15 protein-coding genes are annotated in these 14,820 nt (G+C 44.7%); 6 read left to right on the forward strand and 9 right to left on the reverse strand.

Going from position 1 to position 14,820, the window contains the following annotated elements:
* Nucleotides 1-198 precede the first annotated feature (198 nt).
* The 6 genes from AC23P2_RS11355 to bshA form a co-directional block, all read right to left on the reverse strand.
* Nucleotides 199-1,533 carry a DEAD/DEAH box helicase gene (locus AC23P2_RS11355; protein WP_487773302.1) on the reverse strand — a complete coding sequence of 445 codons (1,335 nt, stop codon included), beginning with the start codon at nucleotides 1,531-1,533 and terminating at the stop codon, nucleotides 199-201.
* A gap of 37 nt (nucleotides 1,534-1,570) precedes the next feature.
* Nucleotides 1,571-2,500, reverse strand: coding sequence for a citrulline utilization hydrolase CtlX (ctlX, locus tag AC23P2_RS11360; RefSeq protein WP_487773303.1), 930 nt, complete (start codon nucleotides 2,498-2,500; stop codon nucleotides 1,571-1,573).
* Between the two features lie 116 nt (nucleotides 2,501-2,616).
* Nucleotides 2,617-4,062 (reverse strand): arginine deiminase family protein, encoded by a 1,446-nt coding sequence (locus AC23P2_RS11365; protein WP_487773304.1) that lies wholly within the window; start codon nucleotides 4,060-4,062, stop codon nucleotides 2,617-2,619.
* A 254-nt stretch (nucleotides 4,063-4,316) separates the two neighbouring features.
* The gene (locus AC23P2_RS11370) at nucleotides 4,317-5,237 is read right to left on the reverse strand and encodes a bifunctional metallophosphatase/5'-nucleotidase (RefSeq protein WP_487773305.1); all 921 of its coding nucleotides are present in this window, start codon (nucleotides 5,235-5,237) and stop codon (nucleotides 4,317-4,319) included.
* A gap of 39 nt (nucleotides 5,238-5,276) precedes the next feature.
* On the reverse strand, nucleotides 5,277-6,038 hold the full coding sequence (locus AC23P2_RS11375) for a 5'-nucleotidase C-terminal domain-containing protein (protein WP_487773306.1): 762 nt from the start codon (nucleotides 6,036-6,038) through the stop codon (nucleotides 5,277-5,279).
* 20 nt (nucleotides 6,039-6,058) lie between these two features.
* Complete coding sequence (bshA, locus tag AC23P2_RS11380) at nucleotides 6,059-7,255, reverse strand: N-acetyl-alpha-D-glucosaminyl L-malate synthase BshA (protein ID WP_487773307.1); 1,197 nt, start codon at nucleotides 7,253-7,255, stop codon at nucleotides 6,059-6,061.
* Nucleotides 7,256-7,422: 167 nt separating this feature from the next.
* Between bshA and AC23P2_RS11385 the strand changes: the two genes are divergently transcribed.
* Nucleotides 7,423-8,298, forward strand: a complete 876-nt coding sequence (locus AC23P2_RS11385; protein ID WP_487773308.1) for a geranylgeranylglycerol-phosphate geranylgeranyltransferase — start codon at nucleotides 7,423-7,425, stop codon at nucleotides 8,296-8,298.
* 32 nt (nucleotides 8,299-8,330) lie between these two features.
* Nucleotides 8,331-9,026 (forward strand): TapB family protein, encoded by a 696-nt coding sequence (locus AC23P2_RS11390; protein WP_487773309.1) that lies wholly within the window; start codon nucleotides 8,331-8,333, stop codon nucleotides 9,024-9,026.
* Here the strand turns inward: AC23P2_RS11390 and gldD are convergent.
* Nucleotides 9,023-9,610, reverse strand: coding sequence for a gliding motility lipoprotein GldD (gene gldD / locus AC23P2_RS11395; RefSeq protein WP_487773310.1), 588 nt, complete (start codon nucleotides 9,608-9,610; stop codon nucleotides 9,023-9,025). The genes AC23P2_RS11390 and gldD overlap by 4 nt on opposite strands.
* A 121-nt stretch (nucleotides 9,611-9,731) precedes the next feature.
* The gene (locus tag AC23P2_RS11400) at nucleotides 9,732-10,496 is read right to left on the reverse strand and encodes a biotin--[acetyl-CoA-carboxylase] ligase (protein ID WP_487773311.1); all 765 of its coding nucleotides are present in this window, start codon (nucleotides 10,494-10,496) and stop codon (nucleotides 9,732-9,734) included.
* Nucleotides 10,497-10,534: 38 nt separating this feature from the next.
* On the opposite strand from AC23P2_RS11400, the gene rsfS reads away from it, so the two are divergent.
* The 3 genes from rsfS (at nucleotide 10,535) to AC23P2_RS11415 (ending at nucleotide 13,419) form a co-directional block, all read left to right on the forward strand.
* The gene (gene rsfS, locus AC23P2_RS11405) at nucleotides 10,535-10,918 is read left to right on the forward strand and encodes a ribosome silencing factor (protein WP_487773312.1); all 384 of its coding nucleotides are present in this window, start codon (nucleotides 10,535-10,537) and stop codon (nucleotides 10,916-10,918) included.
* A gap of 118 nt (nucleotides 10,919-11,036) precedes the next feature.
* Nucleotides 11,037-13,013, forward strand: coding sequence for an ATP-dependent zinc metalloprotease FtsH (ftsH, locus tag AC23P2_RS11410; RefSeq protein WP_487773313.1), 1,977 nt, complete (start codon nucleotides 11,037-11,039; stop codon nucleotides 13,011-13,013).
* A gap of 118 nt (nucleotides 13,014-13,131) precedes the next feature.
* Nucleotides 13,132-13,419 carry a YciI family protein gene (locus AC23P2_RS11415; RefSeq protein ID WP_487773314.1) on the forward strand — a complete coding sequence of 96 codons (288 nt, stop codon included), beginning with the start codon at nucleotides 13,132-13,134 and terminating at the stop codon, nucleotides 13,417-13,419.
* Nucleotides 13,420-13,486: 67 nt separating this feature from the next.
* Here AC23P2_RS11415 and rpsU read toward each other — a convergent pair whose 3' ends face one another.
* Nucleotides 13,487-13,681 carry a 30S ribosomal protein S21 gene (gene rpsU, locus AC23P2_RS11420; protein ID WP_028522494.1) on the reverse strand — a complete coding sequence of 65 codons (195 nt, stop codon included), beginning with the start codon at nucleotides 13,679-13,681 and terminating at the stop codon, nucleotides 13,487-13,489.
* 132 nt (nucleotides 13,682-13,813) lie between these two features.
* Here rpsU and AC23P2_RS11425 point away from each other — a divergent pair, with 132 nt between their 5' ends.
* A complete protein-coding gene (locus tag AC23P2_RS11425; RefSeq protein WP_487773315.1) occupies nucleotides 13,814-14,740 on the forward strand; it encodes a Ppx/GppA phosphatase family protein in 927 nt (308 codons plus the stop codon).
* Nucleotides 14,741-14,820 lie beyond the last annotated feature (80 nt).

Consider the following 14,820-nt stretch of genomic DNA (forward strand, 5'->3'; position numbering starts at 1 on the left):
AGATTTAGTGTACTATTTAACTAATACACTGCAAACATATAAAACCTCTCCATACATGTCAATAGAGAGGCTTAATTTTTTTTTAAACCTTCTGGTTGTGAGCAACCAGAAGCACATGCGAAGCGCCCAGTGCAGCTGGTGAGCTGGGCCCAAATTCTATTTGGAACCCCAACGGCCCAGCGTCTCCGACGCCCCCAATTACCCGTTGTTAGGGCGTGTTTTTCTGATAGGCTTGCCGTACTTCTTCATCATTTCTTTGGCATGGTCACGGCGCACGTTCACTTTTTTATTTTTCTCCGATTTGTCATGAAATGCCCCTCCGAAAGAATCACTGTAGGCGATTTTTACTTGGGGGAGTTTCATCATCTGCTTCGGTTTTTCCTCTTCAATCAGTTCATCCGAAATTTCGAGATGTTTGGGCAATGGACGCATCGGAATCTCCTGCTGCATTAGCACTTCCACCTCCAACTGTTGTTCTTTCTCGTTTTCAGTAACGAAGCTAATGGCCACACCTTTTTTATCGACCCTACCTGTACGACCGATGCGGTGAATGTAGGTTTCGGGAAACTCTGGCATGTCAAAATTAATGACGTGCGACACTTCGGCAATGTCCAAGCCGCGCGCAATGACGTCGGTAGCAATCAAAATACGTGCTTCGCCTTTTTCAAAACGATTTACGGCTTCAAAACGCTGATTTTGGGCTTTATTTGAGTGAATGACGCTTAATTCTTCGCCAAACTCCACCGACAGTTCTTCGTACACCCGCTCGGCCAATTGCTTTGTGGCCACAAACACCAACACTTTTGTCATGTCTGGATCGTGGCCAAGCAAGAGCGATAGTAGGTTGATTTTGGTATAAAAATTAGGAACGTCGTAAGCCGTTTGGTAGATATTATCCAAAGGTGTTCCTACAGGAGTTGCCTCCACTCGAACAGGACTGTCGAAGTAGCTATTCATCAACGCCTCTACTTCGTCGGTAATAGTAGCCGAAAAAAGAAGATTTTGGCGGCGTTCGGGCAGTGTATCTAAAATCAATTTTAGCTGCGCCCGAAACCCTAAGTTGAGCATTTCGTCGGCCTCATCGAGCACTAACCGCTTGATATTCTTAGGTTTTACTACCCCACTCGAAAGTAAATCAACCAATCGGCCTGGCGTAGCCACCAAAATATCAACGCCATTAGACACTTCAGCTACTTGAGGTTTAAAGTTCACCCCTCCATATACGCCCACCACGAGTAGGTTCATGTAGGTCGTCAGTTGTTTTACCGACTCCACGACCTGCACCACCAACTCGCGGGTAGGCACTAATATCACTAATTGCGGAGATTTCTCTTTGGAAAACTGAAACAGACGCAAGCATGGCAACAAATACGCGAAGGTTTTTCCCGTACCTGTTTGTGCAATTCCATATACGTCTTTCCCTGACATGACCACTGGAAAAACCTTCGATTGGATGGTTGTGGCCGTCGTAAAACCCAAGTCATCAAGGGATTTCAACAGGGATTTGTTCAGATTTAGTTCGTCAAACTTCATGTGGCTTATTCATCGTAATAAGCCACAAAGGTACGACTTATTTCTCAGTAAGATGCACTTCGGCCATCATGCAGCGGGCAGAACCACCGCCATTTGTTTCGATAATCGACAAATCGGAGTGGAGCAGTACGGCATAATCATCAAGTTCGTCGCGCTGTTTGGCCGTCAATGACTCGAAAGCTTGCGTGGACATCACGAGGAGTTTTTCGCCTCGTTTGTTATATACCAATAGCATATTCCCTGCGAAGCTATTCATTTGTTCCAGCGTAATTTCTATCACCTGCTTACCCGTTTTTTCTAATTCTTCGCGCACATACAATCGCTCGTCGGGGTCGGTAATGGCTTGCAAACAAACCACCGCAAACGCATCGCCTATGCACATAACTACGTTGGTGTGATAAATTGCTTTCCCGTTGGCATCGGCCGCGTTAAATTTCACGATACTAAAACCCGTAGCTTCTGAGAATGCATCCAAGACCTCAGGATGCGTACGCGGTGAAAGGCAGGCATAAGCCGTTTTATAGCGGCGATCTAGCACCATACTTCCCGTACCTTCCAAGAACTTTCCTTCTTTTTCAAAATGCGTCAGGTCAATGACTTCATCCACTTGAAAGTAGTTTTTAAGATCTTCAAGAATGTCCATACGACGCTCTAAACGTCGATTTTCGGCTTGCATTGGGTACAAAATCACTTTACCACTTTGGTGAAAAGAAATCCAGTTATTCGGAAAAATTGAATCTGGCGTATAAGGTTCAGGCGTATCGTCGTACGTAATCACATTCACCCCTGCAGCTGTGAGTTGTGCTACCATGTTTTCAAACTCCGCCAACGCGTCTTCCTGCGCTCTGTCTTTGGTTTGAGCAGCCAAGACAGCATCTTGAAACGCATTACTTTCGGCCGTTTCTTCATTAAACCCAAAACGCACAGGCCGAATCATCATAATGTGCGTGGTGGCTTGAGGTTGCATTTTGTACGACATACTACTCATCTCTAGTTGCTGATTTTTAGGAAAATAATTGTATAACGTGCTTGATTTTACCCTAAAGTTAATGATAAAGCCAATGAATTAAAAAGACAAGGTGCTTAAAATCCGTCGCGCAAAATGGGCAAACTCATGCAGTGTGAGCCACCTCTCGCCCGTGAAAGCTCAGCCGAAGGCAGCATAATGAACGTATTCTGGATGGTTTCTGGCGATGAAATGCCTGCCTCAAATTCTTCCAATAAATCTTTGGCCCGCACCGTTCGGAAGCCTTTAGCACGAAATGCTTCAAGGGTTTTGTCGTTGCGGTCGTAACCAATCACTACGCCGTCTTTCAGGGCCAGCAAATTGCACGAATCCGTCCATTGCTCACGTGCGCCAAACGGAAATTCGTTGTTTCCCGAATAGATAAATTCGACAGGTTCGTTGCAGCCTAAATCGTTTTTACTGATGTCGGTTAATAAATCTTCTAAGTTTTCAATCTCTGTAGGTTTGTTTTCCCAGCCTTTGTTGAACTGCATAATTTGCAGACGGTCAGGGTCTTCTTTCGGGGCAAAAAAATGAAGAACATCCCGTTTTTTGGCTTCGTCACCTTGGCGAGCAATCGAGCCTAGCAGCACCCAAACGTTGCGTTTTACTTGCGTAAAAACCGTGTCAATGTGCATATAATCCCGTTTTTTGGGTATTTTCACGATGGTGATGGTATCCACCACATTACGCTCAAATAATGATTTCATCACCTGCTGGGCTGCGTACAAGGTCGTGCGCTCGCTGCATCCAATCAGCAAGTGCCGTGGCGCGACCATCATCACGTCGCCTCCTTCTAGCGTAGAACGGTGATAATCGCTTTTGAGCTCGTCTTCAGTCAGTAAAAAATGGTGCTCATTATCGGGGATTTCGATGATATTGTTGCGACAACCTTCAAACTGTGGATGGTAAAAAAAGATGTATTGGGTCAACAGCGACTCCCGCGTGCGGGCTGCCTTAGCGGGTTTGTTGAGCAGTACGTGGTCGTTGATGACAATCCCAATGTCGCGCGTAAAGATGAAGTTAGGTAGTGGTGCAAAAATCATGTGAAGGTCGGGCAATGACCCTGAAATCAAGATTTTGGCCAGTTCAATCGGGTCGTATGCTTTAAGTTTCTCTTGGATCTTGAATGAACAACGTTCAACGGCGCAAATCGAAGCAATGAGTTTTACCCGAATCGCGTCGTCTTCAAGGATTTCCGCCAATAATTTCTGAATATCTACAACTTTATCTGAATTAAAATAGGCAGCATTTCCTGGTTTATAAAACAAGCGCTCAGGGTCGGCATCTATCTCTTTTATTTTCCCTCTAACTTTTTCAGGATCAAGAAAATAGAGTAAAATCTTAACATAATAATCATACTCTTCGCGACGCATGGTGTCGAGATGAACGATGTCCTCAAAAAGCCAGTCCTGCGCTTTAGAAGGAACGACTTTGCCCAAACCACGGTCGGGGCTGTGAATAAGCAATCTACGAAGCGTCCCTACCTCGGACGATACTCTGAGTTGGTTGTCGAATGTCATAAGGAAAACTTGGTGAAAGAGCTTGGTAAGCCGCGGTATTTTTGTTTTTTCGCAAAATACACTTTTGACCCAAAACAAAGGATTTATAAGACAAAAAGACGCAAAAATCTAATTTTCAGAAATATAATTTACTTTATTTCAACTTATTAAGTCATTTTGACTAACAGCGGGTTGTGAGCAACCCGCTGCACTATCACGCAACCCGCTCCACTATCATGAGCATCCCGCTGCACGAAAGAATACCCGAGACACCATTATTGAACAGGAACGGCTTGGCTTTCGAAATAGACTTTTTTAGAAACGCGATCAAACTTAAAATCCAAACGACCAAGGCTTGCACCGCCCCAGCCCGCTTGGTTGATAATCACCGACTTTCCTGCTTGATTTTTAAGTATTGTAGGTTCGTTTAAGAACGTATGCGTATGCCCTCCGATAATCACGTCAATGTCTTTGGTTTGGGGCGCCATCAGTAAGTCCGACATTTCGCCACCGTCCATTTTATATCCCAAGTGCGAAAGACAAACCACCAAACTACATTTCTTTTCATTGCGGAGCATGGCGGCGGTTTCGTTGGCGGTTTTTACGGGGTCGAGGTATTTCGTTCCACCAAACAACTTTTGCGGAATTAAGCCATCGGGGCTAATTCCAATCCCAAACACGCCAACTTTTACACCTTGTACGTTAAAAATTTTGTATGGTTGGGCTAATCCTTCCATCGACGTTCCCGTAAAATCATAGTTGGCTACCAACACGGGAAATTTAGCATACGCCTTGATTTGGTTCACGTACAAGTCGAGTCCGCCGTCGAAATCGTGGTTGCCCATTGTCACGGCATCATAGCCCATTTGGCTCATCAGTTCGATTTCAGGGCGACCTTTATAGAAGTTAAAATAGGGTGTTCCTTGAAAAATATCACCAGCGTCAAAAAGCAACACGTTCTGCTCTTCCGAACGAATTTTGCTCAAAATTCGCGCCCGATTCACCACACCACCGCGCCCTGCCATGCGTTCGCCCTTGGGAAATGGCTCCAAGCGGCTGTGCTGGTCGTTGGTATGTAAAATGGTGATTTTCACTTCTTTTGCCAACGGCGAAGCCCAAGTTTCAAAGGGCAGTGTACCCAACGCTACAGCTCCTGTAGCTCCAAAAATATGTTGAAGAAATATACGTCTTTGCATGATAATGATAAAGCAACAAGTTGGTTCAAATGTGACTACTTACTCAACGACGGTCGTTCTGCCGTCTTTTTTAGGGTCAATCGCCTGACCTTGTTTTCCTTTGCGCCGCAAATAATCCGCCATCGCATCGCGCATGAGGTAGTTGAGCGCTTTGTATCCCTGGTTATTTTTTACAATGGGTGCTAAGTCGCTACTCATGGCCATGTAGTCGCTTGTAATCAGTGTATAAGTTTGCTCCGTATTAAGCGGTTTTCCACCAATCAGCACTTCTTTGGGTTTGTTGGTCGCCTTGTCAACAACAAGTTTTAAGCCCGACTGAGGTTCCTTGCGTTGTGCCAAAAAGTCAATTACTTTCTGCATGGTTGCGCCCGAAAGCGTAAGCACCACCAAATCGTTGTCAAAAGGCATTACTTCATATACTTTTCCAAGGGTAATATTTCCTTGGGGTAAATCTGTCCGAATTCCTCCGTTGTTGGTCACGGCCACGTCAATAGGTTTTCCGAAACGTTCTTGTCCCATTTCCCGAAAAAGATCTGCCATCAAATTTCCTAGTTCTGATTCAGGTGTTCCTTTGGTCAGCCTACGAGGTGAGGTAGTCAGGACAGCCGTCATTTGGGCATCCAAACTGTCATGGTAAGGTTTAAGGTACTTATCCACCGTTTGTGACAAAGCCGAAGACGGTGCAGTGACGGTGTCACTGATGGCAATCGGCTGAAGTTTAACTGGTTTTCCTACAAAATAGCGCGTACAAGCTCCCAAGGAAAGAGCAAGCAGCACCAACGGCAATACAATTTTTCTCATGGTTTTGGTTTATTGATTCCTCAGTGTTTGCCTACCAATACTTCGCGCATTGGACGGTCGGTTGATGCTATCAGCGGTTCGGTCAATGCGTTTAGACTTTCGGCCACTACTTTTTCGTAATAGGCTTCGTACTGTGGCAGAATATTCGCCAACTCAAATTCTTTGGCCCGGGCCAATGCGTTGGCTTTAAAGCGAGGCAAATTTTCGTCTTGTAAAATATAGACTGCATTTTTTGCCATGTCTTCAACGTCACCCACATTGCTCATAAAACCAGTAACGCCTTGCACGTTCAACTCTGGCAAACCGCCTGCATTGGATGTAATCAAAGGAACTTCGCAGGCCATTGCCTCCAACGCCGCCAAGCCAAAACTCTCTGTTTCAGAAGGCATTACAAACAAATCTGCCACCGAAAGTACCTCTTCAATCGCGTCTAAGTTTCCCAAGAAGCGAACACATTGCATCAAATCCAAGTCACGGCACATATTTTCTATTTTGGCACGTTCGGGACCATCGCCCACCAACAGCAATTTGCTGGGCACTTCATGGCGTACTTTTTCAAACATCAGCACAATATCTTCAATCCGCTTTACCTTTCGGAAATTGGAGGTATGCACCAGCAATTTTTCACCGTTGGGGCAAATTGCCAACTTGAAATGGTCTTTTTTCTGTTTCTTAAAACGATCTAAGTCAATGAAGTTAGGAATCACTTCAATGTCTTTCGTAATGGGAAAATAATCGTAGGTAGCTTGTTTTAAAAACTCCGACACCGACGTAATACCGTCCGACTGATTGATGCTAAACGTAATCACGGGTTCGTACGAGCGGTCTTTGCCCACGAGCGTGATGTCGGTTCCGTGCAAGGTCGTAATGACAGGAATATGAATGCCTTGCGATTTCAAAATTTGCTTTGCCATGTAGGCCGTTGAGGCGTGCGGAATGGCATAATGTACGTGCAAAACATCCAGTTTTTCGGTCTTCACCACATTCACCATCGCACTCGACAGCGCCGACTCGTACGGAGCGTACTGGAACAACGGATAATTGGGAATATGAACTTCGTGGTAAAAAATATTTTCACTGAAAAAATCTAGGCGCGTAGGTTGTGAGTAAGTGATGAAGTGAACCTGATGTCCGACGGCAGCAAGCGCCTTTCCAAGTTCGGTAGCGACTACGCCACTACCACCAAATGTTGGATAACAAACAATTCCGATTTTCATTCGCGGACGGGGAGTTAGTTGAGGTATTATTCGGCACAACAAAAAAAATCCAATTTTTTCTCCACATTCTGTATAAAGATTTTGTGAAGTCCCGAAACGCATCTAACTTATCCGTTGTTTAGCATACAGCTTTGAAAACATCCACAAACCCATAATTCGTCCTATTTGTGAAACGCCGCCTCACCATCAAAGACATTTCGCTTGGGTTTATGCGGCTTATCCGCTGGCCTAACCTACTCATGATTGCCCTGACGCAATACACGACCCGCCTGTTTTTAATTGGCCCCATCAGCGACTGGAAAAGTATTTTATTCGAAAAAGAGATTTTTCTTATCACGCTTTCTACCGTGCTTGTCGCGGCTGCAGGTTATGTCATCAACGACTATTTTGACATCAAAATTGACCTTATCAACAAACCCGACCGCGTCATCATTGGACGGTACCTCAAGCGTCGTGTCGCCATAACTACCCACCAAGCTTTTAATATTTTGGGTTGTGGCTTAGGGCTATTGGTGAATAAATGGGTCTTTCTCCTTAGTGTGCTATCGGTTACGCTTCTTTGGGTCTATGCCTCTTATTTCAAGAAACGACCTTTCATTGGCAATTTCATTGTCGCACTTCTAACGGGTCTTTCCCTCATTATTTTAGCCGTTTATTACCCCCAAAATCGCTCGTTGGTCATTTTGTATGCCTTGTTTGCCTTTGGTATATCGCTTATTCGTGAAATCATCAAAGACATGGAAGATGTACGCGGAGACGCCTCTCACGGCTGTCAAACACTCCCCATTCTTTGGGGCATTCGTCGTACGAAGGTTTTCCTTTATGGGCTGATTGCCATTTTTGTTCCCAGTCTGTTTCTGGCAGCACATTGGCTACAAAACTCCCAATTGACGTGGATGTTTGTGGCACTACTTGGGCTAATTAGCTGGTTGGTATATCGTCTTATCCGCGCCGACACCAAAAAAGAATTTGGTTCGTTAAGTAGTTTGTGTAAACTTGTTATGCTTATCGGAATGCTGAGTATGATCTGGTTAGCGTATTAATCCCTTAATATTTCACCTCAATTTTCAAGCGTATGAAACGGTTTTTGATTACTTGTTTTACCCTCGTTGGTTTAACCCTACAGCTTCGTGCTCAGTCTTGCCTTGGCGTTACAATGAAAGCGGGGTCGGGTTTTGAGCTGCTCAACTACAACGCCAAAGACAAACTTACGGGTCGGCTCCTTTACACTGTGAAAGATGTCGCAAATGACAACGGAACGATGGTCATGAAAATGGAAGTGCAGTCGTTTGATGCCAAAGATAAGCCCCAAATGACCAACAGTTACCAGTGCCGTTGCAAAGGCAATGAATTTATGGTGGACATGAGTTCTATGATGGCCACTCAAGATAACCCCATGATGAAAGACGCCAAAATGACGTTTACCTCCAACGATCTCACATACGGCGATACCTACACCGTAGGCAGTACCCTCAAAGATGCTTCTCTTACGGGAGATGGCACCATGGGCGGCTCTATGAATATCACTTACAACTTGACTTTGAAGAATAGAAAGGTCGCAAGTCAAGAGAGTATTACGGTACCCGCAGGCACCTACAACGCCTATAAAGTCACAGCAGACATGAGCGTGGCTACCAAAACAATTGTCAACCTTTCCTTTGATTTCCAGGCGGTTAGTTACCGTGCTCCTGGTGTTTTGTGGGATATTAAAACCGAAACTTACCGCAAAGACAAATTGATGGCTTACAGCGTTTTGTCAAAAGTTTTTTAAGATTTTTTCTTCCACTTCAGGGTATTCAGCAAGTGAACAATGTCCTTGCGAAGGTAGTCGATGGCGGGCTGTAATGAGTCTTGCTTATCGGCTACCGAAAAATAAAGCGCTCCGCGAAGGTAATTAGTGGTGGTATCGGTGGTAAAAAATTGGACGTAGCTTGGCACATCGCCCTCCAATTCAAACATCACGGCCCGCTGCCCCGACTTTGTTTTTACCACTTGTTCCCGAATCCCCGTCGCTTTAATTTGGTGCCGACCAGCCAATTTATACGCATCATTGATAAACCCACCAAGGCGCTGTGGATTGTTTTGGACAGGCTTGTACGTCAGCTGAATACTGGCTTTCAGGGAAGGATACGCAATAAAAATCCAGTGAGGTTCGGCGTCACTGAAGGTATCAGGCAATATTACCGCACTTTTTGAATATTCAAACGAGTACGGATGGTCTTCGGTCAATGGTTGGTAAACTTGGGCAGGCAAATCGAGGCGAGGGAATCCTTTGGGTTTGGGGACATAATCAGATTCAGAAGAAGAACAACTCACGCCCATGCTGACACAAAGTGGCATGATGACCCAAACCATTTTTTTAACCAATCTTTTGCTCACTATTTTACTGACATTTACCATTTTATTCTATCATGTATGAGGTTGCTCACAACCGAATTCAACACCCAAAAGTGTATGAGGTTGCTCACAACCGAATTCAACGCCCAAACTCGTAACTAATCTCTTTAAAGTCGAAATACGCTAATCGATTGTCAATTTGAACCGCCAAAAGCCCTGCATCGGTAACTCCGACAATCATCCCCGTAAATACGTTTTCTTCCCGCCGAAAATTGTGTTGTTCTTGATAACGAAACAAACTTTGTAGATAACGCATCTTCAAAGCATCAAAATGGCCGTTGCGAAGAAGCAGGTAGTTTTTTTCAAGCGAGGCCAACAAATCGGGCAAAAGCTCTTCCCGCACGTATTCTTTTTGAGTGGCTTTACGCAAGGAAGTAGCCCGTGGATTTTCAAATAAAAGTTGGTTGATATTTAGTCCCATTCCCACAATAGACGTTTCCAGTCGGCCGCCTTGAATAGAGTTTTCTATCAATACTCCTCCCAGTTTTTGATCGTCCACATAGACATCATTGGGCCATTTTATTTTAAGAGACTCCCCCAAATAAGGCTTAAAGAATTCGTATATCCCCACTGAAATGGCCACATTGAGACGAAACTGCTGAGATGGGCTCAAAAAGTGAGGACGTAGAATGAGCGAGAGCATAAAGTTCTCGCCAGCCTGCGCCAACCATTGATTTCCGCGCTGCCCACGGCCTGCCGTTTGGAAGTCAGTTATGACAACAGTGCCTTCCCAGCCCTGCCCAAGGCGCACCAAATCCGCCGCTTCATCGTTTGTTGACTGACAAGTTGGCAGATAAATCAAATTTTTTCCAATAAAAAGCGTTTTGGACTTAATTTTGTACAATATTTCTTATTTTTAGGGATGCAATTTAAGACTAACGCATGAAACAACGCAAATCAGATAGTATATCTTCAGAACAACTGTGCCATCTTGTAGTAAAAGGAATGCAGGAAAAAAAGGCAGTGGACGTAGTAGTGATGGACCTGCGCGACATTAAAAACGCCATTACGGACTTCTTTGTAATTTGTACTGGTAACTCCGATACCCAAGTCGATGCCATCGCCGATTCTATTGAGACAGAGGTATATAAGATTACCTCAGAACACCCTTGGCAGCGCGAAGGCAAAGAAGCCAAAGAGTGGATACTCATTGACTATGTGGACGTAGTTGCTCACGTTTTCAAGAAAGAACGGCGCGAATTTTATGGGCTCGAACAACTTTGGGGTGACGCCAAAATCACACTGGTGGAGGAAGAGTTCGCATAATTGAACATTACCCTTAAAAATAGTGTTGGTCTGATAGTACGTTTGTAGTTACCTACCACTCCAAACGTACTCAGGCGAATACACCACAAAACCCGTTAATTTAATTTAATAAATAATCATGTCCGAAAACAATGGCAACCCGCTAAACCCCAACAACCGCAATCCACGCCGTACGGGCTATCAGGGATGGATTATTGCGGCCTTGGTGTTAGCGATTTTGGGAATTACCTTTTTCAGTCGCAATACGGCCATTCGCCCCATTACGCAAAAGAAATTTGAGAAGATGGTGCAAGCACACGAAGTGCAAAGCATCGTTATCGTTAATAGTGAATACGTAGAAGTAACCCTTAACGCCAAAGCCCTCGAAGATCCGAAATACCGCGCTCTTTTTGATAACAAGGCTTACTTCAACAACGGCGGCCCTCACTTTCAGTTTGAGGTAACATCGGCCGATAAATTTTTGGACGATTTTCAAAAACTTAAACCTGACAGCGACTCCATTGATTACGATTTCGACCGTCGGAGCGACTGGACAGGTTTCTTGGGTACTTGGGGCTTCCTTATCATTATGATTTTGGCCATGTACTTCTTGCTAGGTCGTATGACAGGTGGAGGTGGCCCTGGTGGTCAAATCTTTAACATTGGCCGCTCAAAGGCAACACTCTTTGACGCTGAAAATAAAGTGAAGATTACCTTCAACGACGTCGCTGGTTTGGAAGAAGCCAAAGAGGAAATCATGGAAATCGTGGATTACCTTAAAAGCCCCACCAAATTCACAAAACTTGGTGCTAAAATTCCAAAGGGCGCACTTCTAGTAGGCCCTCCAGGTACAGGAAAAACCCTTATCGCCAAAGCGGTAGCAGGCGAAGCAGGCGTACCTTTCTTTTCGCTCTCGGGTTCTGACTTTGTAGAAATGTTTGTGGGAGTAGGTGCCGCTCGTGTACGTGACCTTTTCAAACAAGCCAAAGAAAAAGCACCTTGTATTATCTTTATTGACGAAATCGACGCTGTAGGTCGCTCACGTGGCCGTGGTGGTATGCCAGGCGCAAACGACGAACGCGAAAACACACTCAACTCACTGTTGGTTGAAATGGACGGTTTTGCTACTGACTCTGGTATCATTATTATGGCGGCCACCAACCGTCCTGATGTACTCGATTCTGCGCTGCTTCGACCAGGCCGTTTTGACCGTCAAATCTCGGTGGACAAACCAGATATTGTAGGCCGAGAAGCCATCTTTAAGGTGCATTTGAAACCCATCAAATTGTCGCCCGACGTTGACCCTAAAAAATTGGCCACTCAAACGCCAGGTTTTGCAGGAGCCGAAATTGCCAACGTTTGTAACGAAGCTGCTCTTATAGCCGCTCGCCGCGACCGTGAAGAAGTAACGATGCAAGACTTCCAAGATGCGATGGATCGCGTTATTGGCGGTTTGGAAAAGAAAAACAAAATCATTTCGCCCGACGAGAAGAAAATTGTGGCTTACCACGAAGCAGGTCACGCCGTAGCAGGTTGGTTCTTGGAACATGCTGATCCATTGGTCAAAGTGACGATTGTACCACGTGGTATGACAGCTTTGGGCTATGCCCAGTATTTACCTCGCGAACAGTATTTGTACCGTTCAGAACAGCTTTTAGACGAAATGTGTATGACCCTTGGAGGTCGTGCCGCCGAGGATGTTGTATTTGGAAAAGTATCGACAGGTGCCCTAAGCGACCTTGAGCGTGTCACAAAACTTGCGCACAGCATGGTTACGGTCTATGGCTTAAACGACAAAATCGGTAACATGTCGTATTATGACTCTAAACAGTCGGAATACTCATTCAACAAACCTTATTCGGAAGAAACAGCACGTATGATTGACGAAGAAGTTCGCAAAATCATTGACGAAGCCTACAACCGCAGTAAGGCACTTCTTACGCAGCACCTTGCTGCCCTTGAAATCATTGCGCAAGAGCTTTTGGAAAAAGAAATTTTGTTCCAAAGCGACTTAGAGCGCTTGATTGGTAAACGTCCTTTTGAAAGAGAAACAGTTTACCAAGAGTTCATGAATAGCAAAGCTAAAGAAGAAAATTCGACCGAAAATAACGCCTAAAAGGTAATTCGTTAACTTCTTAAAAGGTTAGAGTAACAGAATTCTGTTCTCTAACCTTTTTTATTTGACTTCTTTTTTCCAACATGCGTATCTTTCATATCTATTAAACTTAACCAATATGCTTTACGTAGTACATGCTTATGATTATACCGACGAGCAGGCCCTTGAGCGCCGTATGTCGGTTCGGGAGCGTCATTTAGAAGGCGCTAAAATTCTAAAGGCAGGCGGCCATTTTGTAATGGGAGGCGCTTTGCTTAGTCCCGAAGGAACAATGATGGGGTCGATGATGGTCGTTGATTTTGACACCGAAAGCCAAATGAACGAGTGGCTACAAAACGACCCTTATGTAACGGGCAAAGTCTGGGAGAAGATAGACGTCAGGCCGTTTCGGAAAGCAGATGTATAGAAGCGATAAAAGGCACTGCGCCGTAGCGTAGTGCCTTAAAGTATATTTTCTAAGGAAGAGTATCGACTTAGATTACTTCGTTTTCGCGCATTTTCTGCACGTAAGTTGCGTGAATTACTTCTTTACGACGTTGTACTGATTTTTTCGTAAAAGCCGAGCGTGAACGTAACTCTTTCAAAACACCAGTTTTTTCAAATTTCTTTTTGAAACGCTTAAGTGCCTTGTCAATTGATTCGTTTTCTTTAACTTGTATAAGCAACATATTTGTTAGTGTTTTTTTCTCTTTTTATAAAACGGAGTGCAAAAATAAGTGTCTCCTTTTAAAAAATCAATTTTCTTTGTGTTTTTTCTTTCAACTTATTTATAACACTCCCCTGAGTACATTCTTGCAGGCATGAAATACGCCATTATTGACCTCGGAAGCAACACCTTCCACCTATTGATTGTTGAAAAACAAGGAGATACCTTCCAACAACTTTTCAAAGAACAACTTCCTACAAAAATTGCCAAAGCTGGAATTAATCAAGGCCAAATCACTGAAGATGCGATTGAGCGAGCGTTGGCGGTACTGCGATTGTTCCGCCAGCACATCGACGCGCACGGCATTTTACTGCAAAACGTGAAAGCGATGGGAACGAGTGCCATTCGTAATGCTAGAAACAGCGAGGAGTTTTGTCAGATTGTCGCCCGAGAAACGGGGATTCTTATCGAAGTCATCAGCGGAGCGCGCGAAGCTGAGCTGATTTATGAAGGCGTTAGGCTAGGCATTGACCTTGGCGAAACGCCTTCCCTGCTGATGGACATCGGCGGCGGGAGTGTTGAATTTATTATTGGGAATGCTTCGCGCATTTTTTGGAAACAAAGTTTTGAAATCGGTGGTCAGCGTTTGCTGGAGAAATTTGTTTTGACCGACCCCATTTCCCCGTCCGCAATTCAACGAATGCACAGTTATTTTCAAGAACAGCTATTGACTCTTGTCAACGCCGCCCATCAGTATGCACCCCAAACATTGGTAGGCTCATCGGGTTCGTTTGATACACTCGTTGACATGGATTTTATGCACCGATTAGGACAACTCCCCTCCCCTACGCAAACGAGTTTTGAATTGCCCCTTAGCGAGTTTTACCGCGCCTATGATTTGCTCACAACCCTTTCAAGAGAAGAACGCATGGCGATTCCAGGCATGATTGAATTGCGCGTAGAAATGATTGTACCAGGGGTAGTACTCATTGCGCACGTGCTACGTAGCTTGCAAATCAAGCAAATACGCAGTACGACTTACGCCCTCAAGGAAGGGATGATGCAGTGGGCGTTGGGGTAGGTTTCATCCAAACTACTCACTGTCGCCATTGTATCATTTTTTAACCGCAGAAACTCGCTGAGCAATAAAAAGCGCAGAGT

The sequence above is a fragment of the Runella sp. R0.1_18 genome (assembly GCF_057652155.1).